The following is a 21,920-nucleotide window of genomic DNA, read 5'->3' as shown; positions in this document are numbered from 1 at the left end:
CCGCCTAAAATTCAGGCGTGTCCGGCCTGGCCGGTGAGGAAGCTCGGATCGATGCCGAGCTTGCCGATGGCGCGCGTCCACTTGTTGCCGTCGTCGCCGTCGAACAGGATCTCGCGGTCCAGCGGGCAGGTGAGCCAGCTGTTCTGCTGGATCTCCGCATCGAGCTGGCCCGGTGCCCAGCCGGCATAGCCGAGCGCCAGGATGCAGCGCTGCGGCCCGTCGCCCTCGGCGATGGCCTTCAGCACGTCGATGGTGGCGGTCAAGGCCAGCGTGTCGTCGAACTTGATGGTCGCTTCACGGACGTAATCCGTCGAATGCAGCACGAAGCCGCGGCCCTGCTCCACCGGGCCGCCGAAATGCACCGGCAAGGTCGCCTTGCGCCGGATCTTCTCGATGCCGAGCTGCCCGGCCAGCTCCTTGAAGCTGATATTCGGCAACGGCTTGTTCACCACGATGCCCATGGCGCTCTGCGCCGAATGGGACAACATATAGATCACCGACCGCTCGAAACGCGGGTCGGGCATGGTCGGCATCGCGATCAGGAACTGGCCGCCGAAATAGCCGCTCTGCTGTTCCGTCTCCACCATGCGCTATGAGATATGGTCAGCTGCGCCCCGGTGCAAGAACAACATTGTGAGTCGGACTTCATTGTCACCGCCCTATTGTGGGCAGGATGCGGGCTTCGACGTACCTGATCGCGGCGGTTGGCGCGGCGGCCTGGCTGGCCGGCGGCGCCGGGCCGGCAGTTGCCGGCGACGCCGCGGACTGGCAACAGCGCCCGCATGTCGCGCTGCGGCTCAGCGCGGCGGCGCTGGGGCGGGGGGGCGAACGGGTTCCCTGGGCGGCGGTCGAGCTCCGCCTCGACCCGGGCTGGAAGATCTATTGGCGCTCGCCCGGCGAAGCCGGCGTCCCCACCACCATCGATTGGTCAGGCTCCGCCAACCTGCGCGCCGCCGAAACCCGCTGGCCGCGGCCGAAGCGGGCGCGTATCTGGAACGTGGACACGGTCGGGTATGGCGGCGAGGTGACCTTTCCGGCGGCACTCGCGCTCGACGATCCGCGGGCGAACACCATGTTGCGCGTGCGCGTCGCCTACGGGGTCTGCCGCGAGATCTGCATTCCGGACGAGGCCGTGCTGACGCTCGCAGTGCCGCCGGCCGGCTGGCATGCGCCGGGGGCGGCCGAGCGCATCCGCGCCGCGCTCGCCCGGGTGCCGGATCGCGGCGGCGAGGCGGCGTGGCGCCTGACCCAGGTGGCCCTGCGGGACGGCAAGCTCACGGTCGAGGCGGAGAGTACCGAAGCGCTGACGGCGCCGGATCTGTTCGTCGAGGGGCCGCGCGAGGCCCGCTTCGGGACGACGGTCGCCATGCTCGGCGCCGACCGGCACAAGGTCCGGTTCGAGATTCCGGTCGAAGGCCTGGCGGCGGGAACCTCCCAGCTGGTCCTGACATTCGTAGACGGCAGCCGCGCCTTCGAGCGGCGGGCGACGGTACCCTTCCCGTGACGGGTTTTCGCCAACCGGCCCCGGTGGTAACGTCCGCCCCGACGAAAGCTCAACCGGCCGCCCGGCGTGGTGCCTGGGGCCGCAAACTCAGGGGAAGACGATGACGATCAAGGTAGGGGACAAGCTCCCGGAAGCTTCGCTGCGCCTGAAGACCGATAGCGGCATCACCGAGGTGAAGACCCCGGATTTCTTCAAGGGCAAGAAGGCGGTGCTGTTCGCGCTGCCGGGCGCCTTCACGCCGACCTGCTCGGCCAAGCATCTGCCGGGCTTCGTGCAGAAGGCCGGCGAGCTCAAGGCCAAGGGCGTCGACACCATCGCCTGCCTCTCGGTCAACGATGCCTTCGTGATGGATGCCTGGGGCAAGCAGCAGAGCGCCGGCGACAACGTCGTGATGCTGGCCGACGGCAATGCCGACTTCACCAAGAAGGTCGGCCTGCAGATGGACGGCTCCAAGTTCGGCATGGGCGAGCGCTCGCAGCGCTATGCCATGCTGATCGACGACGGCGTGGTGAAGCAGCTCTTCGTCGAGGCGCCGGGCGCCTTCGAGGTGTCGAGCGTCGAGCACATGCTGAAGAATCTCTGATCGGCGCGTTCGATCGGTGAACGAAGGGGGCCGGAGAGGCCCCCTTCGCGCTTGCGGGGAGGGAGCCATGGCGGCAGCGGATCGCGGCGAGGTCAAGGCGCTGCTGTTCGACGTGTTCGGCACCGTGGTCGATTGGCGCAGCAGCATCGCGCGCGAGGCGCGCGCCTTCGCGGCGAGGCGTGGCTCTGCGATCGACGGCGAGGCCTTCGCCGATGCCTGGCGCGGCCTCTATCAGCCGGCGATGGAAGAGATCCGCAGCGGGCGGCGGCCGTTCGTGAAGCTCGACGTGCTGCACCGGGAGAATCTGGAGAAGGTGCTGCAGCAATTCGGCATCGAAGGCGTCGCCTGGCCCGAGCTCGAAGAGCTGAACCGCGCCTGGCACCGGCTGGATCCCTGGCCCGACACGGTGGCCGGGCTGACCCGCCTGAAGTCGAAATTCATCATTGCCACGCAGTCGAACGGCAACGTCGCGCTGATGGTCAATATGGCGAAGCGCGCCGGCCTGCCCTGGGACACGATCCTGGGCGCCGAGGTGGTACGGCACTACAAGCCGGCGCCGGCCGCCTATACGGAGGCCTGTGCCATGCTGGGCCTGCCGCCCGACGAATGCATGATGGTGGCGGCGCACAATAACGACTTGCTGGCCGCGAAGCGCCAGGGCATGAAAACCGCCTTCGTCGCGCGGCCCGACGAGTTCGGCCGCGGCGTCAAGAATTTCGACCTCGCGCCGGCGGACGGCATCGATATCGGCGCCGCAAGCTTCCTTGAGCTTGCCGACAAGCTCGGCTGTGATTGAGGGATGACCGAACGCGACCTCACGATCGGCGTGATCGGCGGCCTCGGGCCCGAGGCCGCGGTGGATTTCTTCGCCAAGCTGGTCAAGGCGACGCCGGCCCGGACCGACCAGGAGCATCTGCGCATCCTGATCGACAACAATCCGAAAGTGCCGAACCGCAACGACGCCATCGCCGGCAAGGGCCCGTCGCCGGCGCCCGCGCTCGCCGAGGCGGCGCGCGGCCTTGCCCGCGCTGGCGCCGATTTCATCGTCATGGCCTGCAACACCGCGCATGCCTTCGAGCGCGAGATCCGCAGCGCCTGCCCCGTGCCCTTCGTCAGCATGATCGAGGAGACCGCCGACGAGGTGGCGCGCCGCTTCGGCGGCGCCGGTGCGATCGGCGTGATCGCCGCCGCCGGCTGCGTCGATGCCGGGCTCTATCAGGCCGCGCTGAAGGCGCGCGGCCTCCGCTGCCTGGTGCCGGAAGGCGATCTGCGCGCACGGTTCATGGACCTCGTCTATCGCATCAAGGCCGGCGATACCGGCGCCGCGGTGGCCGAGGGCATGCGCCAGGTCGGCGAGGCGCTGATCGCGCAAGGCGCGGAAGCCATCGTCGCCGGCTGCACCGAGGTGCCGCTGGTCCTGGCGCCGAACGCGCTGAGCCGGCCGCTGCTCGACGCCACCGACCTTCTCGCCCGCCGCGCCGTCGCCTATGCGCGGCACGAGCTCTTGCTTCCAACACAGACGAGGCCTGCCGCCTAGATGATGCATCTTGCCCGCTATCCGCGCCTTCGCTTCGCCCATCTGCCGACGCCGATCGAGCCGATGGACAATCTCTCGCGCCTGCTCGGCGGCCCGCGCCTCTGGGTCAAGCGCGACGACTGCACCGGCCTTGCCACCGGCGGCAACAAGACGCGCAAGCTCGAGTTCCTGATGGCCGATGCCGTCGCGCAGAAGGCCGACGTCGTCATCACGCAGGGTGCCACGCAATCCAACCACGCGCGGCAGACCGCGGCGATCGCGGCCAAGCTCGGAATCGCCTGCGACATCCTGCTGGAGAATCGCACTAGCTCGACCGACCGCGACTACACCACCTCCGGCAACGTGCTGATGGACCGGCTGTTCGGCGCCAGCCTGACCGAGTTTCCCGGCGGCACCGACATGAACGCGGCGATGACGAAACGTGCCGAGGCACTGAAGGCCAAGGGCAAGCGGCCCTATATCATCCCGGGGGGCGGCTCCAATCCGGTCGGCGCGCTCGGCTATGTCGCCTGTGCGCTGGAGCTGCTCGACCAGGCCAATTCGATGGGGCTCAAGCTCGACCATGTCGTGCATGCCACCGGCTCGACCGGGACGCAGGCAGGATTGGTCGTCGGGTTGGAGGCGGCGCGCACCGGCATCCCAGTCCTGGGCATCAGCGTGCGCGCGCCGAAGGAGGCTCAGGAGGCGAACGTCTACAAGCTGGTCGAGGCGACAGCCGATTTCATGGGCCTCAAGGGCGCCGTGGCGAAGAACGCGGTGGCGGCGAACAGCGACTATGTCGGCGCCGGCTATGGCGTGCCGACCGACGGCATGTACGAGGCCATGAAGCTGTTCGCCCGCGCCGAAGGCCTGGTGCTCGACCCGGTCTATACCGGCAAGGGGGCCGCCGGCCTGATCGACCTGGTGCGCAAGGGGCACTTCAAGGGGGCCGAGAACGTCCTCTTCATCCACACCGGCGGCCAGGTCGGCATGTTCGGCTATACCGGCCCGTTCGACCGGATGCTTTCCGGCGGCAACGAATAGCCGCCGCTTGCGCTGCGCCTTTTGGTACCGGTACCATATGTGTGCCGCAGTGAAGCATAAGAGGCGCTGGCGATGAGCGTCCGCAAGGTGGCCGAGCTCGCCGGCGTGGCGCCGATGACCGTGTCGCGCGTGATCAACACGCCGACCAAGGTGAGGCCGGAGACGCGTGAGCGGGTGCTGAAGGCCATCGAGCGGCTGGGCTATGTGCCGGACCTCGTCGCCTCATCGCTATCGTCCAAGCGCAGCCGGATCGTCTCCGCCCTGGTGCCGACGCTCGGCAATCCGATGTTCTCGCAGGTGATCCAGGGGCTGGCGGATACGCTTCGCGCGGCCGACTACCACCTGATCATCGGCGACACCCGCTATTCGGCGAAGATCGAATCGGCATTGGTGCTGGAAATGCTGGGCCGGCGGCCGGAGGCGATCGTGCTCACCGGCCCGGTGCGGGAGGAGCGGATACGCAAGGCCCTGCTGCGTGCCGGCATCACCGTCGTGCAGATCTGGGACCTGCAGCCGGGCCACATCGTCGATTGCGCGGTGGGCTTCGACAACTACGCCGCCGCCGTCGCCATGATGCGGCACCTGCTCGGCCGTGGCTATCGCCGGCTCGGATTCATGGCGATCGTCGGCGACGAGCGCGCGCGCGAGCGTCAGGTGGCGTTCCGCGAAGCGCTGGCGCAGCACAAGCTCAAGCCCACCTTCGAGGCGCTGCCCTCCCGCTTCGATCCCGCCTACGACCCGACCGACGAGTTCATCCGCCAGATCGAGCAGCATCCCGAGACCGACGCTGTGTTCTGCGCCAGCGACATGCTGGCGCATCTCGCGATCTTCGCCTGCCAGCGGAAGGGATGGGCGGTGCCGGGCCGGATCGCGCTCGCCGGCTTCGGCGACCTGCCGCTCTCGGCCAAGATCGTGCCCTCGCTCACCTCGATCCGCATCAACCAGTACGAGATCGGCAGACGCGCTGCGGAGGTGATCGTGCAGCGGGCCGGCGGCCTCAGGCCGCGCACGCTCGTGCAGGATCTCGGCTACGAAATCGTCGAGCGCGAAAGCACCGCGCCGCCGTGAGCCTCGGCCCGACATAGCCTCTTGCCAGACCGAAATGGTACCGGTACCATCGTGTCGTCGCCAGGGGAGGCAGACAATGGCGGTCAAGACAAAGAAGGCCAGGAGCAGGACCAACGCCAAGGCGAGCGCGGCGCGCAAGGCATCGCCGGCCAAGCGCCCGGCAATTCGACCTGCGGCGGCGATCGCCAGGGCGCGGAGTCCTGCCGGATTCAAGACCGGGCGGTTCCATGTCAGCCACGCCGCCGACGCCTTCTGGGACGGGGGCCTGCGCGAATACTTCGAGTATCGCGATCTCGGCATGGTCGAGCGCACCGGCGGCCGCCTGCGCGCGCATGTGATCCGGCCGTCCAAGCCTTGCGACAAGCCGGGCGATCTGCACTACCACGCGCTCGAATTCCAGATGGTCTACGTGCTGAAGGGCTGGGCGCGGGTGCATTTCGAGGGCATCGGCGAAGTCCGGTTCGAACCCGGCTCCTGCATGTACCAGGAGCCGCGCATCCGCCATCGCGTGCTCGAATATTCCGACGACTACACCGTCATCGAGATCACGGTGCCGGCCGATTTCGAGACCGTGAGCGTCGCACCCTGACGCGGCCGGCTTGGGCGCCGGCGATAGGCAACAACGGGGAGGCAGCAATGACCACGATTTCTCGGCGTTCGATGCTGGCCGCGGGCGCGGCCGGCGTGACCCTGTTCAACGGCCCCTGGCGCCACAACCGCGTCTGGGCACAGAAATCCGCCAAGCCGATCCTGATCGGCCTGACCCATGACGCGAGCGGACAGTTCGCCAATTCGGGCCAGGACGAGCAGCGCGGCACCGTGATGGCGATCGAGGAGATCAACGCCAAGGGCGGCGTGCTCGGCCGCAAGCTCAGCTACATCACCGCCGATACCGAGACGACGCCGGCGACCGCGACGCGCGTCGCCGAGCGCATGATCAACCGCAACGAAGTCGCCTTCATCGTCGGCGCCATCCAGTCGGGCGTCGCCAACGCGATCGGCCAGGTCGCGCAGAAATACGGCGTCGTCTACTTCAACACCAATTCCTCCTCGCCGACCGAGGCGGGCAAGGACTGCCAGCGGGTCAAGTTCGTGTGGGACGGCACCGGCGCCAATTTCGCCAATGCCAATGCGGCGAACGTCGTCAACACCTTCGGCAAGAAATGGCTCTTGCTCACCAACGACTACGTCTGGGGCCACAACACCTCGAAGGCGACGCGCCAGACCGCCAGCAAGTTCGGCGCCGAAATGGCGGACGAGATCCTGGTGCCGGTCGGCACCCGCGACTTCTCGCCGATCCTGCTCAAGGTGCAGCAGATCAAGCCGGACGTGGTGGCGGCGGCGGTCGGCGGCGACGACCTCAAGGTGATGCAGAAGCAGGTGGTCGACATGAAGCTGGCCCGCCAGCCGGCCTGGCTGCAGAACCAGCTCGACTGGCCGGATGTCTACGGCCTCGGCGTCGAATCGGTGTTCGGCGTGTTCGGCACCACCTGGTACCACAAGCTCGACCTGCCCGGCGTCGCCGACCTGGTGAAGCGCTACCAGGCGCGCTGGCCGGAGACGCGCATCGATGTGCCGGGCAACGTGTTCTACAACGGCTACATGGCGATGCACGAGCTCGCCAAGGCCATCGAACGCGCCGGCAGCACCAACAACATCAAGGTCATCAAGGCGCTGGAAGGCCACAAGATGGCCGCACGCGACCGGATGCAGCATTTCGACGCCTATATCGACCCGGTGTCGCACCACGTGCAGCAGACGATCTATCTGGCCAGCGGCAACGACAAGCCGGTCGACAAGACCGACTACTTCAAGATCCTGAGCCAGGTCGAGCCCGACAAGGCCAAGGATCCCAACGAGGCGGCGAACTGCAAGCTGCAGCCCTACGACAAGACGCCGACCTACGAGATGTGAGGGGGAGCGGGGCGCGGCAGGGGCCGGTCGGATGGATCTCGTCGGCTATCTCCTGCCGCATCTCCTCAACGGCATTGCACTCGGACTTTTGTTCGCGCTGATCGCGCTCGGCTTCATGCTGATCATCGGCGTGATGGAGGTGATCAACCTCGCGCATGGCTCGTTGTTCGCGCTCGGCGCCTATGCGGCGCTGGCGCTGCTCGCGGGCGAGGGCGGGCCGCGGCCGGAGCTGCTCGGCTGGTTCCTGCAGCTGCCGAATGTGCTCCGCTACGCGCTGGCGCTGGTGCTGGCGCCGCTCGCCGTGGCTGTGGTCGGCATGGGGCTCGAGATCTGCCTGCGCCGCACCTACGGCAAGGACCCGCTCTACGGCCTGCTGCTTACCTTCGGCGCGGCGCTGGTGATCGAGGAGCTGATCCGTCTCGCCTGGGGGCCGAGCGAGCGCTTCCTGCCGGTGCCGGCGGCGATCACCGGCGGCGTCGCCATCGGCGAGCTGATCTATTCCAAGTACCGGTTCTTCGCCTCCGGCTTCTCGATCCTGATGATCGGCCTGCTCTGGCTGTTCCTGGAGAAGACGCGCTACGGCGCGCTGATCAAGGCCGGCGCGCATGACAGCGAGATGGTGCGGGCGCTCGGCGTCAACCTGCCCAGGCTGCGCACGCTCGTCTTCGGCTTCGGCACCGCGCTGGCCGCCATCGCCGGCATCGTGATGGCGCCGATCTGGGGCATCCGGCCGCATGTCGGCGTCGATGCCGTGGTGCCTGCCTTCGTCGTCATCGTGCTCGGCGGCGTCGGCAGCTTCTGGGGCGCCGTGCTGGCCGGGTTGATGGTCGGCATGGTGGTCGGCCTGACCGGCGCCTTCGCCACCGACTGGTCGTTGATCTCGATGTACATCCTGCTGATCCTGGTGGTCACCTTCCGCGGCCGCGGATTGTTCGGCAAGAAAAGCATCCTCGAGGCATGACGATGCACGGTGCGCGTCTCGTCACGCCGTCGATGCTGGTCGCCTTTGCGATCTTCGGCACCCTGCCGTTCTGGATCACCGAGATCGGCCTCTACCGCTATCTCGGTGTCGAGATCCTGATCTGGTGCATCTACGCGCTCGGCTTCAACCTGCTGATGGGCTATGCCGGCCTGCCGTCCTTCGGCCACGGCGCCTATTTCGGCATCGGCGCCTATGCCTGCGGCCTGGCGCAGTTCGAGCTCTGGGCCAATCTCTGGTTCTGCCTGGCGGCGGGCGTGGTCGCCGCAGCGGTGTTCGGCGCCGTGGTCGCCGCCTTCATATCGCATCGCCGCGGCATCTACTTCGCGCTGATGACCATCGCCTTCGGGCAGATGTTCTTCTTCATCGCCAGCAAGTGGACCTCGGTCACCAACGGCGAGGACGGCCTGCTCAACATCGCCCGGCTGCCGGTCGAGCTCGGTTTCTGGAACTATCCGATCCGCGGCAATGCAGATTTCTACTGGTTCGTCTTCGCCTGCTTCGTCGTCTGCGTCGTGGCGCTCTGGCGGCTGGTCAATTCGCCGTTCGGCAAGGTGGTGCAGGCGATCAAGCAGAACGAGGCGCGCATGGCCTTCCTCGGCTATCGCGTGGCGCTCTACAAGGCGGTCGCCTTCATCCTGTCCTGCGCCGTCGCCGGCTTCGCCGGCGCACTGTTCGCCATGGCCCAGGGCGGCGCCTTCGTCCAGGTGATGAACCTGCAATGGTCCGGCGTCATCGTGCTGATGGTGCTGATCGGCGGCGGCTTCGTCAGCTTCTGGGGCCCGGTGCTCGGCACCGTGCTCTACTTCGTCGCCCGCGACCTGCTCGGCGCCTATACCGAGGCCTGGCTGCTGTGGTTCGGCCTGATGTTCATGGCCGTCGTGATGTTCAAGCCGGAAGGCCTCGCCGGCATCGGCCAGGACGCCCTGCGCAAGTGGCGCGGCCTGCCGCGCGCGCCCGCCGCCGGCTGGGCCTGGCTCCGGCGATGAACGCCACGGCGCTGTTCGAGGCCCGGGGCCTGCACATGCGGTTCGGCGACCGCGTGGTGCTGGAGAATGTCAGCCTGGCATTCCCGGAGGGCCAGCTCAGCGGCATCATGGGCCCGAACGGCGCCGGCAAGACCACCTGCTTCAATGTGCTGACCGGCCGCTACCGGCCGACCCGCGGCCAGGTCCTGTTCCGCGGGCAGGACATCACCGGTCTCTCGCCGCACCGGATCGCCCGTCTGGGCGTGTCGCGGTCGTTCCAGCTGCTCAACCTGTTCAACGATTTCACCGCGGAGGAGAACGTGCTGGTCGCGCTGCCGGGCTTGCGCGATCACGGCATGAACATGGCGCGCGACGTGATGGCCGACCGCAGCTTGCGCGACCGCGCGGCGGCGGTGCTCGACCGCGTCGGCCTGGGGGCCAAGGGCGGCATCCCGGCGCGCCAGCTCCCTTACGGCGATCGCCGGGCGCTGGAGATCGGCGTGGCGCTCGCGGCCGATCCGGCGGTGCTGTTTCTGGACGAGCCGACCTCCGGCCTTGGCGCCGATGCGATCGGCCGCCTTGCCGAGCTGGTGCGCCGGTTGAAAGGCGAGGTCACCATCGTCGCCATCGAGCACGACATGGAATTCCTGTTCGGGCTCGCCGATACCATCGCGGTGATCCATTGGGGCCAGGTGATTCGGCACGGCACGCCGGACGCGCTGCGCGCCGATCCCTGGGTCCGCAACTCCAATCTGGGGCGCCTCAAGTGATGCTGCAGGTCGACGGCATCGACACCTTCTACGGCGAGACGCAGGCGCTGTTCGGCGTCTCGCTCACCGTCGGCGCCGGCGAGGCGGTCGCCCTGCTCGGGCCGAACGGTGCCGGCAAGACCACCATGCTGCGTTCGATCCTCGGCCTGACCCGGCCGCGCCGCGGCGCCATCCGCTTCGAGGGGCGCGACGTGACGCGGCGCGCCACGCACGAGATCGCGCGGGCCGGCATCGGCTGGGTGCCGGACGACCGCCGCATCTGCCCGACCCTGACGGTGGCCCGCAACCTGTCGATCGCGATGAAGCAGACCCGCTTCCGTTCCTGGTCGCTGAAGGAGATGTTCTGCATCTTCTCGGCGCTCGAGTACCTGCTCGACCGCGAGGCGGAGAACCTGTCGGGCGGCGAGATGCAGATGGTGGCGATCGCCCGCGCCCTGCTTGGATGCCCGGGCCTGGTGCTGTTCGACGAGCCGAGCCAGGGCCTGGCGCCCCGCATCGTGCAGGATGTGCTGGCCACCATCCGGAGGCTGAAGGCGGAGGGCATCGCCGCGGTGATCGTCGAGCAGAATGCCGAGACCGCGCTGTCCGTCGCCGACCGCGTCTATGTGCTGGACCGTGGCCGCGTCGCCTGGGACGGCCCGGCGGCCACCTTGCTTGGCGATGCCGAGCTCCGCCGCAACCTGCTCGGGGCCTGACGCCGATGGCCGCCGCGCTGCTCGCCCTCGAAAACGTCAGCAAGGTCTATACGCGGGGCTGGCCGAAGCGCCGCGTCACCTTCCGCATCGAGGCCGACCTTGCCTTCGACCAGCCCGCCATCATCGGCATGATGGGCCCGAACGGCGCCGGCAAGACCACCCTGTTCGAGCTGATGACCGGCTCGAACCAGCCAAGCGACGGGCGCGTGCTCTGCCTCGGCCGCGATATCCATCGGGTGCGCTACGACGAGCGCGACCGCCTCGCCATCCACTACCACCAATCCTATCAGGTGCGCCGCTTCCGCCGCCGCGTGCCGTCCTTCCTGCTGGAGCGGGCCGGGAGCGACTATCCGATGGTGCATCTGTTCGACGAGCCGCAATTCAACACCCAGGATGGCTATATCGGCTTCATGCTGGATTTCTTCCGCCGGCTGCGGGCTGAGGGCCGGCTGGTCTTCGTCTGCCTGCACCCGACCGCGCGCTACCACATCGATCTCCTGCGCGAGATCTGCGACCGCTACCTGTTCGTCGCCGACGGCCGCGTCGCCGCAGCGCCGAGCTTCGCGACGCTGACGCAGAACGATCGCTGCCGCGCCTATCTCGGCGAGTTGGCGGATTGAGGTTCAGGCCGCCTGCGCCTCGGCGAACTCGCGCGTGGCGGTGAAGCGGATCTCCGGGAAATCCTGCTGGGTGCGGGTGAGCTCCCAGTTGTTGCGGGCGAGGAAGACGAGGCGGCCGTCGCCGTCTTCCGCCAGGTCGTTGCGGCGGGATTCGGTGAAGCGGTCGAGCGTCGCCTTGTCCGGCGCATTGACCCAGCGCGCGGTCTCGTAGGGCGCCGCCTCGAAGCCGGCCTGCACGTTGTACTCGGCGCCGATGCGCGAGGTCAGCACGTCGAACTGCAGCGGCCCGACCACGCCGACGATCCAGTTCGAGCCGTTGAGCGGCCGGAACACCTGGCTGACGCCTTCCTCGCCGAGGTCGAGCAGCGCCTTGCGCAGCTGCTTGGCGCGCAGCGGGTCGTCGAGCCGGGCCCGGCGTAGCACTTCCGGCGCGAAGCTCGGGATGCCGGTGAAGCGCAGCTTCTCGCCCTCGGTCAGCGCATCGCCGATGCGGAGCTGGCCGTGATTCGGGATGCCGATGATGTCGCCGGGAAAGGCCTCGTCGGCGACGTTCCTGTCCTGCGCCAGGAACAGCATCGGGCTCGACACCGTGATCCATTTCTGGCTGCGTGGATGATAGAGCTTCATGCCGCGCCGGAACCGGCCGGAGCAGAGGCGGTAGAAGGCGATGCGGTCGCGGTGGTTCGGGTCCATATTGGCCTGGACCTTGAACACAAAGCCGGCGACCTTCTCCTCCATCGGATCGATGGTGCGCGGCTCGGCCGGCTGCGGGCGGGGCGAGGGCGCATATTCGCCGATCGCCGCGAGCAGCTCGGCGACGCCGAAATTGCGCAGCGCACTGCCGAAGAAGACCGGCGAGAGATGCCCCTCGCGGTAGCTCTCGAGGTCGAACGGTTTGCAGGCGGCCCGCACCAGCTCGACCTCCTCGCGCAGCTTGGCGAGCAGATGCGCCGGCAGATGTTCGTCGAGCTTCGGGTCGGCGAGGCCTTCGACCTGCAGCATCGGGCCGAGACGGTCGCGCAAAGCGGTCTCGAACAGGAACAGCCGGTCGTGCAGCAGGTCGTAGACGCCCTTGAAATCCGAGCCGGAGCCGATCGGCCAAGTCGCCGGCGCCACGTCGAGCGCGAGCGTCTTCTCGATCTCGTCGAGCAGGGCGAACGGCTCCTTCGCCTCGCGGTCGAGCTTGTTGACGAAGGTGATGATCGGCAGGTCGCGCAGGCGGCACACCTCGAACAGCTTGCGCGTCTGCGTCTCGATGCCCTTGGCGGCATCCAGCACCATGACGGCAGATTCCACCGCGGTCAGGGTGCGGTAGGTGTCCTCACTGAAATCCTCGTGGCCCGGCGTATCCAGCAGGTTGTAGGCGATGCCCGCGTTCTCGAAGCTCATCACCGAGGCGGTGACCGAGATGCCGCGCTGCTTCTCGATCTCCATCCAGTCGGAGCGGGCGCGCCGGCGCTCGCCGCGCGCCTTCACCGCGCCGGCGAGCTGGATGGCGCCGCCGAACAGCAGCAGCTTTTCGGTCAAGGTCGTCTTGCCGGCGTCGGGATGCGAGATGATCGCAAACGTCCGGCGCCGGCCGATCTCGGTTTCAATATCGGCCATGGGCCAGCGATGTAGTGGCGGCTCCCGCCGCCGTCAATCTCCGCCCGGGCCTTAAGCCGCCAGTTCCAGGCCGAACATCCGCCGGGCCGGCGTTCCAGTCATGAAATCAAGGTATTGGCCCTGCATCTCGGGGGTCAGCACCTCGACCAGGAAGGCGTTCTCGAGCCACAGCTCGATCAGGTCGAAGCCCATCTCGCCCGGCTCGCCGCGGCGGCATTGGCGGACCAGCCACCCTTCGCGGCGGCCGATTTCCAGGATCTGCTCCGCCGTCAGCGGGCTCGCGATGGCGAGATGCGTCGCCCCATAGGGGCTCGCCTCCGCCACTTCGCGCGTCTCCACCTCCAGGTTGCCCGGAATCTGGTGCAGGCGGCGCGGCGTCACCTCGATCTCGCTGCCGCGGGCATCGAAGGCGAGCGCCATCCAGCTGCCGGGAAACGGCGGGAACGGCACATGGCGGCCGCACCAGAGTTCGGCGATCACGCCGGCGACGCGTTCCGGGTCGTCGGCGGGGATGGAGGCATGGAAGATCATCGAAACGCATCCCGATCCAAGTTCGAGATGCTTCTATGGCGCCCTGGATCACCGCGCGATGTGAACGCCGTCACGCCGACGGCGAAGTTGATCACAATGTGGCGGCGATCACTCCAGGAAGCTCGGATCCTTGTCCAGCATCCAGCGCCGCATGGCGGCGAACAGCATCTCGCTGTCGCCGCCCTTGATGTGCTGCTCATGCGACTGCCGCGCCGCCTTGGCGGCGATTTCCGCCGGTACCAGCCGCGGCCTGGCGCCGCCGGCCTGCGAGGCGATCTGCACCTCGCAGGCACGCTGCAGCATGTAGAGCTGGGTGAAGGCGTGCGCCACCGTCGGCCCGCAGGCGAGCAGGCCGTGATTGCGCAGGATCATCACATTGTGGGGGCCGAGATCGGCGGCCAGCCGCTCGCATTCCTCGGTCTCCAAGGTGATGCCCTCGTAATCGTGATAGGCGAGGTGGCCGTAGAAGAAGACCGCGGTGAAGTTGTTGAACAGGAGGCCGTCTTCCTGGCAGGCGACGGCCATGCCCGCTGTCGTGTGGGTGTGCATCACGCAATGCGCGTCCGGCCGGTTGGCGTGCACCGCCGAATGCACCACGAAGCCGGCCGGGTTCACCGGGTGACGGCTGTCACCAATAACGTTGCCGGCGATGTCGATCTTGACCAGGTTCGAGGCCTTGACCTCGCGGTACATCAACCCGAACGGGTTGATCAGGAAGTGGCCGTCCTCCTCCGGCACGCGGAGCGAGATGTGGTTGTAGATCAGCTCGTGCCAGCCGAGATGGTCGAACAGCCGGTAGGCGCAGGCGAGCTCCTGCCGCGCCTCCCACTCGCTGTCCGACATGCCGGCGGGCTTGCTGTCGTTCCTGAGCCTGGTCACGGCGCTCATGACGCGATCTCCTTCGGCATGCCCTGAAGATAGGGCTTGAGGCAGGCATAGGCGAAGCCGTGCAAGGGCGTCGGCACGCCGAGCTCCCGGCCCTTGCGCACCACATAGCCGGAAAGATGCTCGGCCTCGATGCGCCGCCCCTTGGCCAGGTCGAAATACATCGAGGCGTACATGCTGGGCGGAAAGCTGTCGAGCCGCTTCACATGCACATCGAACACATCGTCGGGCAGCGACACGCCGGCAGCGGCGGCAACCGCCATCACCTCGCGCATCATGCCCTGCGACACGCTGCGGATATCGGCGTCGCTGTATAGATGGCCGGCGGGCAGGCGGATGATCGAGGTCAGCGCCGCGTTGGTCGCAAGCCCGACGAACTTGTGCCAGAGCAGGCCCCGCATGTCGCCGAGCCGCGCGGCGAAGCCGGATTTCGTTGCCGCTTCGACGAAGGCCTCGGCGAGCGGCGACGGCGCGCCCTGATAGGGCCCGAACTCGATGCTCGACATCGCCGAGGTGTAGCGGACCACGCCGGGCTCGGCGATCACGGCGGAGACGAAGGCGGCGCCGCCCATCACGCGCGCGGGGCCGAGGATCGGCGCGATGCGCTCCGGCCCGTCGACGCCGTTCAGCAGGCTGATGCAGATGCCCTCCGGCTTCAGCATCGGCCGCAGCGCTTCCGCGGCCGCTTCGGCGTCGTAGAGCTTCACCGCCAGCAGCACGATATCGGCCGGCGCAACGGCGCGCGGGTCGTCGCTCGCCTCGACGGGCTCGAGCGCGATGTCGCCGCGCGGCCCGGTCAGCGTGAGCCCGCGCTCGCGCATGGCGCTGAGATGCGCGCCCCGGCCGACAAAGCTCACCTGGTATCCGGCCCTCTGCAGAAAGGCCCCGAAATAGCAGCCGACGGCGCCGGCCCCCATCACCGCAATGCGCATGTTCCCTCGCAAATGACGGTCCAGTTTACCCCACTACGCGCCGCCGCGAATTCCGGGTGCGCGCGATAGATGACAACGTGGTGACCGTGCTATGGCCGCTGCTCGAGAGGAGCTGAAGGCCGCACGCCCGGGGATGAGCATCGAGACCGAAATCAAGCTGCTGACCGACGGAAAGTCGCTCAGCAGGCTCGCGACACTCGACCTCGTCGGCCGTGCCGCGGTTGGGCGCCCCCGGCGCCGCCGTCTGGTCGCAACTTATTTCGACACGCCGGACGGGCATCTGCGCCAGGCGGGGCTGACCCTGAGGCTGCGGCGCGAAGGTGCGCGGCTCGTGCAAACGATCAAGTCGGAAGCCGGTGCCAACGGCAATCCCCTGTCGCGCGGCGAGTGGGAGGCGGAGGTGACCGGCGAGCGGCCCGACCTCGCCGCGGCCGATGCCTCGCCGGTCCCGGCGCTGCTGGCCGAGGCCGAGATCTCGCCGGATTTGCTTGAACCGCAACTCTCGGTGGCGATCAACCGCAAGATCTTCGCGTTGGCGATCGACGGCAGCAGCATCGAGATGGCGGTCGATCGCGGCCGCATCGCCGCCGGCGACCGCTCGGTCCCGGTGGCCGAGGTGGAGCTCGAGCTAAAATCCGGCGACCCGCTGCGCCTGCTCGACTTCGTCCGCGCCCTGATGGCCGAGATGCCGCTCCGCGTGGAGCACCGCTCCAAATCGGCCCGCGGCTTCGCCCTGCTGGACGGCGAGCCGCGCCCGCAGAAGGCGGGCTGGGTCGAGCTCGACAGCGAGCTCTCGATCGAGCAGGCGTTCAAGCGCGTCGTCGCCTCCTGCTTCGCCCAGATGGCGGCGAACGAGGTGCCGGCGCTGGCCGGGCGCGACCCCGAAGGCGTGCACCAGCTGCGCGTCGGCATCCGCCGGCTGCGCTCGGCGCTCAGCCTGTTCGGCCGCGCGCTGCCGCCGGACATGGTGGCGCGGCTGAAACCGCAGCTGCGCGACGCGATGGCCGCGTTCGGGCCGGCGCGCGAATGGGACGTGCTGCTGACCGAGACGCTGGACCCGCTGCGCCAGCGGGTCAGCGACGATCCCGGCCTGAAGCGGCTGCGCCGCATCGCCGATGCGGCGCGCGCCGACGGCCATCGGCACCTGCGCGAGATGCTGCTCTCCGCCGCCTATACCGAGCTCAAGCTCACGCTGCTGGAAACGCTCTCGGGCGACTGGGCGGATCACGACGAGGACCGGCTGCTGACGCCGTGGATCGACCCGACGCGCAATGCGCCGCCCTGGGCCGCGCCCGTGGAAAGCTATGCCGACCGCAGCTTGCGCAAGCGGCACAAGCAGCTGCGCCGCATCGGCAACGGCCATGCGACGATGACGGTCGAGGAGCTGCACGAGCTCCGCATCGCCGCCAAGAAGCTGCGTTATGCCGCCGATTTCTTCCGCTCGCTCTATGCCAAGAAGAAGGTGCGGCGCTATATCGCGGCGCTGGCCGCGGTGCAGGATTGCCTCGGCGCCATCAACGACGGCGCGGTCGGCCGCACCCGCGTCGCCGAGGCATGGGAAAAGCTCGGCGGGCTGTCACGCCGCAGCACGCGGCGCGCCCGCGCCGAGGGCGCGGTGGAAGGTTGGTTCGCCGCGGTCGAACACGTCGAGCTCGCGAACTTCGCCGCCGCCTGGAAACGCTTCCTCGACGTCGATCGCTTCTGGAACAAGCCGAAGCGCTTGGCCGACTACTGACCGTCGGGCAAGAGGCCGGCCTTCGAGGCCGCCGGATGGCGGCTCAGTCGCTTGGCGGCCGGGCGCCGGCTCCCTGATTCGTGCCCTGGCCGGCAAGGTTGAAGAAGCTGCCCTTGTGCGCAAGCGAGGGAAGCTCGACTTCGCCGACGGTGAGGCGCGCGCGGCGGGTCGGCTGTCCCGCCACCACGCGGCTCTCGAACCGGTTCGGCAGCGGCGAGGGCGACAGCATGAAGGCGTCCGCCGCGGCATAGACGGAGATATAGAGCGCGCGGCGCTCGCCGGAGCGGTTCGGCTCCGAGCCGTGCAGCAGCGAGGTGTGCATGAGGCAGACGCTGCCGGCCTTGCCGGTCAGGGTGACCAGCCGGTTGGAGGCCGCCTGCACCACCTCCTCCGCCACCTGGCCGGTGAAGCTGCCGTCATGCCAGAGCGTATTCTGCCCCTCGCGATGCGAGCCCGGCACCACGCGCAGCGGGCCGTTGGCCTCCGTCATGTCGTCGACCAGCAGCAGCGCGGTCACCAGGTCGTCGTTGGTATGCGGCGTGTAGGAGAAGTCCTGGTGATAGCCGACGCGGCTCTCGGTGCGCGGCAGCTTGATGTTGATCTTGCCGTGATGGAACTTCACGTCCGGGCCGATCAGGTCGACCACCATGGCGCACATCCGGCTGGCGAAGGCGACCTGCTTATGCGCCGGCCCGATCTCCGCGGGGTTGTTGACCCGGCGCAGCCTCGGATCGTCGCGGCTGTGGCCGCGCTCGACATCGAAGCGCGGCATGCCGTCGAGGGTGTCCTCGGCGCCGAAGCTCGCTTCGTGCCGCGCGCTCTCGGCGATCCACGCTGCCATCTCGGCGCGCAGCGCGGCGAGCTCGCCAGGTGTGACCGCGCCCTCCGCCATCAGATAGCCGTCACGGCGGAACGCGGCGATCTGCGCTTCGCTCAGGGCCTGCGGCATGGCCTGTCCCCCAGGTCTCCGTTGCGCACGATAGCGGCAAACATCGGCTGCGCCTTGCCGCGCTGCAGCGGCAGGCAATTCGGCGGGAAATCCTGCACGAACTCGGCGCCTTCGGCGCCCAGGCGGTCGAGGAACTCGCCCAGGCGGTCGGCGCAGCCGACCGGCAGATCGTGCAGCACGGTCAAGGTCCAGTCCTGCCCCCGGCACTGGTCCAGGCCGCGCTCGACCCAGCCTTGCGGATCGTTGAAGTCGCGCGGGATCGAGTTCCACAGCACGCAGCTATAGCCCGTCTCGGCCAGATGGCCGGCGGCGTCGCGGTGCAGCAGGTCCGGCGTAATGTTGCCGCCGCCGCCGAACGGGCGGAACAGCGGCACCGGCTCGGCGAGATCGCCGATCAGCGCCTCGGTCATGCGGATCTCGTTCACCGCGGCTTCGCCGGAGACGCAGCGGCCGAGCGGCACGGTGTGGCTGTAGGTGTGGTTGCCTATGCGGTGGCCTTCCGCCTTGGCGCGCCTGGCCAGCGCCTGGCCTTCGGCCGAGAGCAGGCGCGCGCCGACGGTGAAGAACGTCGCCTTGATGCCGCGCGCCTTCAGCTCGTCGAGCACGCGCTCGGTGATGCCCGGCGTCGGGCCGTTGTCGAAGCTCAAGGTCACACGCATGGCGGCCTCACAGCAGCGGCTCGATGGTTTCGCGCGTCTCGGCCGAGGGCACCACCGGCACGATCTCGAATTCGACGAGGTCGCCCCAGAACGCCACCCATTGCTGCAGCAGGCGGGCGTCGTCGCATTCCATCAGCTGGAAGCAGCGGTCGAAATTCGCCTCGATCCAGCTCCCGACATAGTTGAGCCCGTCCGGCGCGCCGCGGCCCTGGTCGCGGAACCGGCGGTACACCGCCTTGGCATCGCGGTCGCGGAAGCGCTCGATCACCATGAACAGCATGCAGCCGGGTCCCAGTCTGTCACGCCGCGCATTATGAGCCGGGCGCGCGCCGTCGTCACGATCGGTGCGGCCCGATGTCGTCCTTACCCCAATCGGGGCCGCCTCCGTACAGCTTGAGATAGCGCAGGAAGGTGCAGGTGATCCGCCACCACGCCCAGCCGGCACCGATCGCCAGTACATTGCCGGCGAGCACGCCGGCGAGCAGCCAATCGGAAGCGGGTGAGGGTGATTGACAGGCGAACGCTGACGCCAGCAGGAAGAGGGCGATGGCGATCAGCACGCAGGGCTGCACCAGCACGTCTCGGGCCGAGCGGCAGTTTCGCCTCCAGGCAGCGCCCTTCGCCCGTATCTGGAAATAGGCTGTCGTCTCGGCCGCTTTACGGGTGTCGGCCGGTTTCCAGGCATCGCGGCAGAACGGGGACCACCGTCCCGATGCTTCCAGGGCAAGAAGCTGGACGATCAGCAGAGCCGGAACAAGGAAGCAGGCCCAGCCGAGGGCGCTGGGCACCCAGGCGGCAGCGCACCAGGCGGGTGGGTCGATGGCGACAAAGCAAGTTGGCTCCCGACACGCGAGACGTTGCCAGCCGACCACGCCGCCGAAGGCGATCAAGGGAAGGGCGAAGGCAAGTGCCCGCATGAGTCGCAGACGGGTTCGCACGTAGTCGAGAAATTCGGCGGCCTTGTCATTGCCGGTCATCACGGCGGTGCGGAAAACATCCTCGGGAAACGGATCCCGCCAGCCGGACCGCTTCCGCTTCTGCCAGCGCTCGAATGTGCCGCGGGCAAAGCTCAGACGGATATGTCCTTCGAGCGGTGCCAGGCAGGAATCCAGATAACGGTCGAACAGGATGCCCGCGAAGTAGGCGATGCCGGCCAGCACGGTGCCGACGGCGAGCCAGGGCGGAGTCGCCTCAGGCCTCGGCATCAGCTGGATCACCTCGGGTGCGAACGGCAGGCCGAGCACAAGCAGAAACAAGGCACCGATAAAGAGCGGCTCGACATAGAGAGCGGTCGTGTTCATCGCGGCTCCCCCCTCGCTCGCCGGAGCAGGTTTACCCGGTGCGGCTCCCGGCGTTGAGCCATGCCGCCGCCCGTTGCAACAGATCGCGGCTTTCGGGATGCGAGGCGGTGGCGATCGCGGCTTCGACCGGCAGCCATGTCTTGGCGCGGTCGTCCTCGCCGGTCGCCGCGCCGGTCGCTCGGGCCAGGAAGAAATCGGCGCGCACCTGCGTGCCCCCCACGGAGAAGCACGCGCGGCCAAGAGCGGTCACCAGCGCGACCGCGAAGCCGGTCTCCTCCGCGGTCTCGCGCAGCGCAGCCTGCTCCGGGCCTTCGCCCGCTTCGATATGTCCTTTCGGCAGCACCCATTCCGCGCCGCCGCGCTTGGGCCGGACCAGCAGAAATTCCAGGCCATGCTCTGCCTTCCGGAACACCACGGTGCCGGCATGGGTCGGTGTATGGACGCTGGATTCCTTCATGACGGTCAGGCTGCCATCTTACGCCGCGCCCCCGTGCCCCGCGATAGATGCCGTGCGGCAGCCTCTACAATCCGATCCTGACCACCATGCCGTCCAGCGTCGCCGGGATGATGCGCTGCAGCTCCGCGCGCACGAAAGCTTCCTCGGCCGGCGCGAGCGGCACGGAGACTTCCTTGGTGATCGGGGTCGGCGGCGGCAGGTTGAAGATGGAGCCTTCGTAGTAGCGGGTCTCCTTGGCGACGTCGGTGTGCTGCGCGATCGGCTGCAGGCTGCGGGCGTCGAGCACATAGATCCGCAGCACGGCATAGGGCAGGACGCGCATCGGCGGGCCCACCGCCGCGCTGGTCATCATCACGCCCGGCCCTTCATGCGTGCCGGGGGCATCGAGAGCGTGCTGGAGCCGCGCGCGGGTGATCAGGATCAGCGTGTCGACCGCTGTCCCCGCCGTAAGCTGGCGCAGCGGCGCGGCGATCCTCGCCGGATCCACATAGTCCTCAAAGGCGAGATTGACCGTCTTCTGCAGGTAGACCGGGTTCAACGCTGCCCGGTCGTAGGCGAGGGCGACAAGGCTGATCGCGGGATTGCGCCGGCGCAGCGCGCTCTGCACCGCCTCCGTCGCCAGCCGGTCGAGCCCCAGCTCCAGCACCGCCTCCTTGTATGAGTTGTTGAAGATGGTGAGGCCGAACTTCTCGAAGCTCACCGTGTCGCCGATCAGCGAGATCACGGCGACGTTCCGGATCGACGATTTGGCGGCCGGCGGCACGGTCTGCGCCGCGCAGCCGGCGACGAACCAGACGGCCAGAAGAAGCAGGCAACGGCGCAGCATGAAATCTCGGTCTCATTGCGGCTTCGCAACCGATACCATGCAGGGGACGCCGGCGGTCAACCGAAAGCGGCTTTGCCGGCAGCCCTTCGGCGACCGGGGCCGGGGAGCTTCTGGCATCGGCCGATGCAGAATGCTCTGGCGCTATATTTGCTTTTCGTGTAATATTTGACCGCGTCTCAGACTATTTGGGCGCCTGCTCTTTTGCATAGTGAAGCTGCATCAGATCCCTCATCCCGTCGCCTCGCGGCGACGCGGGTAGAGAAGTATATTGAATATCAATTAGATGCGTCGAAGGGTGGAAATATGGACGCTTCGACCGCAGCCCATCCGCACCCGGCGAGGCTTGACAAGCCTTCGCATACGGTGCGAGCGGCCCAGA

At 68.1% G+C, this 21,920-nt stretch carries 25 protein-coding genes; 14 read left to right on the top strand and 11 right to left on the bottom strand.

The features are described from left to right. Positions 1-11 precede the first annotated feature (11 nt). Positions 12-587: a YqgE/AlgH family protein gene (locus DT074_RS17715; protein WP_119421192.1), complete on the bottom strand. Its 576-nt coding sequence runs from the start codon at positions 585-587 to the stop codon at positions 12-14. A gap of 86 nt (positions 588-673) precedes the next feature. On the opposite strand from DT074_RS17715, the gene DT074_RS17710 reads away from it, so the two are divergent. From DT074_RS17710 to DT074_RS17650, 13 genes are all read left to right on the top strand, one after another. Next, complete coding sequence (locus tag DT074_RS17710; RefSeq protein WP_119421191.1) at positions 674-1,504, top strand: protein-disulfide reductase DsbD domain-containing protein; 831 nt, start codon at positions 674-676, stop codon at positions 1,502-1,504. A gap of 100 nt (positions 1,505-1,604) precedes the next feature. Then, positions 1,605-2,087, top strand: coding sequence for a peroxiredoxin (locus tag DT074_RS17705; RefSeq protein WP_119421190.1), 483 nt, complete (start codon positions 1,605-1,607; stop codon positions 2,085-2,087). Positions 2,088-2,154: 67 nt separating this feature from the next. Continuing rightward, positions 2,155-2,883 (top strand): haloacid dehalogenase type II, encoded by a 729-nt coding sequence (locus DT074_RS17700; RefSeq protein ID WP_119421189.1) that lies wholly within the window; start codon positions 2,155-2,157, stop codon positions 2,881-2,883. A gap of 3 nt (positions 2,884-2,886) precedes the next feature. Continuing rightward, positions 2,887-3,624 carry a cysteate racemase gene (cuyB, locus tag DT074_RS17695; RefSeq protein ID WP_119421188.1) on the top strand — a complete coding sequence of 246 codons (738 nt, stop codon included), beginning with the start codon at positions 2,887-2,889 and terminating at the stop codon, positions 3,622-3,624. Between the two features lie 3 nt (positions 3,625-3,627). Continuing rightward, on the top strand, positions 3,628-4,647 hold the full coding sequence (gene cuyA, locus DT074_RS17690) for a D-cysteate sulfo-lyase (protein ID WP_119421229.1): 1,020 nt from the start codon (positions 3,628-3,630) through the stop codon (positions 4,645-4,647). 72 nt (positions 4,648-4,719) lie between these two features. After that, the gene (locus DT074_RS17685) at positions 4,720-5,715 is read left to right on the top strand and encodes a LacI family DNA-binding transcriptional regulator (RefSeq protein WP_119421187.1); all 996 of its coding nucleotides are present in this window, start codon (positions 4,720-4,722) and stop codon (positions 5,713-5,715) included. A 76-nt stretch (positions 5,716-5,791) separates the two neighbouring features. After that, a complete protein-coding gene (locus tag DT074_RS17680; protein ID WP_368744747.1) occupies positions 5,792-6,304 on the top strand; it encodes a cupin domain-containing protein in 513 nt (170 codons plus the stop codon). A 47-nt stretch (positions 6,305-6,351) separates the two neighbouring features. Further along, positions 6,352-7,629: an ABC transporter substrate-binding protein gene (locus DT074_RS17675; RefSeq protein ID WP_368744746.1), complete on the top strand. Its 1,278-nt coding sequence runs from the start codon at positions 6,352-6,354 to the stop codon at positions 7,627-7,629. 31 nt (positions 7,630-7,660) lie between these two features. Further along, complete coding sequence (locus DT074_RS17670) at positions 7,661-8,590, top strand: branched-chain amino acid ABC transporter permease (RefSeq protein WP_119421184.1); 930 nt, start codon at positions 7,661-7,663, stop codon at positions 8,588-8,590. Then, positions 8,587-9,597, top strand: a complete 1,011-nt coding sequence (locus DT074_RS17665) for a branched-chain amino acid ABC transporter permease (protein WP_119421183.1) — start codon at positions 8,587-8,589, stop codon at positions 9,595-9,597. Before DT074_RS17670 ends, DT074_RS17665 begins: the two co-directional genes overlap by 4 nt. Continuing rightward, on the top strand, positions 9,594-10,346 hold the full coding sequence (locus DT074_RS17660) for an ABC transporter ATP-binding protein (protein ID WP_119421228.1): 753 nt from the start codon (positions 9,594-9,596) through the stop codon (positions 10,344-10,346). The genes DT074_RS17665 and DT074_RS17660 overlap by 4 nt, the downstream gene beginning before the upstream one ends. Then, positions 10,343-11,041: an ABC transporter ATP-binding protein gene (locus DT074_RS17655; protein ID WP_119421182.1), complete on the top strand. Its 699-nt coding sequence runs from the start codon at positions 10,343-10,345 to the stop codon at positions 11,039-11,041. The genes DT074_RS17660 and DT074_RS17655 overlap by 4 nt, the downstream gene beginning before the upstream one ends. A gap of 5 nt (positions 11,042-11,046) precedes the next feature. Further along, positions 11,047-11,661, top strand: a complete 615-nt coding sequence (locus tag DT074_RS17650) for an ATP-binding cassette domain-containing protein (RefSeq protein ID WP_119421181.1) — start codon at positions 11,047-11,049, stop codon at positions 11,659-11,661. Between the two features lie 3 nt (positions 11,662-11,664). Here DT074_RS17650 and DT074_RS17645 read toward each other — a convergent pair whose 3' ends face one another. The 4 genes from DT074_RS17645 to DT074_RS17630 form a co-directional block, all read right to left on the bottom strand. Next, the gene (locus DT074_RS17645; protein WP_119421180.1) at positions 11,665-13,266 is read right to left on the bottom strand and encodes a peptide chain release factor 3; all 1,602 of its coding nucleotides are present in this window, start codon (positions 13,264-13,266) and stop codon (positions 11,665-11,667) included. Positions 13,267-13,317: 51 nt separating this feature from the next. After that, complete coding sequence (locus DT074_RS17640; RefSeq protein WP_119421179.1) at positions 13,318-13,797, bottom strand: hypothetical protein; 480 nt, start codon at positions 13,795-13,797, stop codon at positions 13,318-13,320. Positions 13,798-13,905: 108 nt separating this feature from the next. Beyond that, positions 13,906-14,685, bottom strand: coding sequence for a class II aldolase/adducin family protein (locus DT074_RS17635; protein ID WP_119421178.1), 780 nt, complete (start codon positions 14,683-14,685; stop codon positions 13,906-13,908). Beyond that, the gene (locus DT074_RS17630; protein ID WP_119421177.1) at positions 14,682-15,614 is read right to left on the bottom strand and encodes a ketopantoate reductase family protein; all 933 of its coding nucleotides are present in this window, start codon (positions 15,612-15,614) and stop codon (positions 14,682-14,684) included. The genes DT074_RS17635 and DT074_RS17630 overlap by 4 nt, the downstream gene beginning before the upstream one ends. A gap of 133 nt (positions 15,615-15,747) precedes the next feature. Between DT074_RS17630 and DT074_RS17625 the strand changes: the two genes are divergently transcribed. Continuing rightward, positions 15,748-17,349: a CYTH and CHAD domain-containing protein gene (locus DT074_RS17625; protein ID WP_162914977.1), complete on the top strand. Its 1,602-nt coding sequence runs from the start codon at positions 15,748-15,750 to the stop codon at positions 17,347-17,349. Between the two features lie 43 nt (positions 17,350-17,392). Here the strand turns inward: DT074_RS17625 and DT074_RS17620 are convergent, their stop codons facing one another. The 6 genes from DT074_RS17620 to DT074_RS17595 form a co-directional block, all read right to left on the bottom strand. Beyond that, positions 17,393-18,298, bottom strand: a complete 906-nt coding sequence (locus tag DT074_RS17620; RefSeq protein ID WP_119421175.1) for a phytanoyl-CoA dioxygenase family protein — start codon at positions 18,296-18,298, stop codon at positions 17,393-17,395. Next, complete coding sequence (locus DT074_RS17615) at positions 18,283-18,957, bottom strand: polysaccharide deacetylase family protein (protein ID WP_119421174.1); 675 nt, start codon at positions 18,955-18,957, stop codon at positions 18,283-18,285. Before DT074_RS17615 ends, DT074_RS17620 begins: the two co-directional genes overlap by 16 nt. A gap of 7 nt (positions 18,958-18,964) precedes the next feature. Then, positions 18,965-19,237, bottom strand: a complete 273-nt coding sequence (locus DT074_RS17610; protein WP_119421173.1) for a DUF3303 domain-containing protein — start codon at positions 19,235-19,237, stop codon at positions 18,965-18,967. Between the two features lie 55 nt (positions 19,238-19,292). Beyond that, on the bottom strand, positions 19,293-20,258 hold the full coding sequence (locus DT074_RS17605) for a hypothetical protein (protein ID WP_119421172.1): 966 nt from the start codon (positions 20,256-20,258) through the stop codon (positions 19,293-19,295). A gap of 31 nt (positions 20,259-20,289) precedes the next feature. Continuing rightward, on the bottom strand, positions 20,290-20,715 hold the full coding sequence (locus DT074_RS17600; protein WP_119421171.1) for an NUDIX hydrolase: 426 nt from the start codon (positions 20,713-20,715) through the stop codon (positions 20,290-20,292). 64 nt (positions 20,716-20,779) lie between these two features. Next, positions 20,780-21,541: a hypothetical protein gene (locus DT074_RS17595; protein ID WP_119421170.1), complete on the bottom strand. Its 762-nt coding sequence runs from the start codon at positions 21,539-21,541 to the stop codon at positions 20,780-20,782. Between the last annotated feature and the right edge of the window lie 379 nt (positions 21,542-21,920).

This window comes from Desertibaculum subflavum (assembly GCA_003576705.1).
GTDB classification, from domain to species: domain Bacteria; phylum Pseudomonadota; class Alphaproteobacteria; order Ferrovibrionales; family Ferrovibrionaceae; genus Desertibaculum; species Desertibaculum subflavum.
This window is presented reverse-complemented; position numbering and strand designations above follow the sequence as displayed.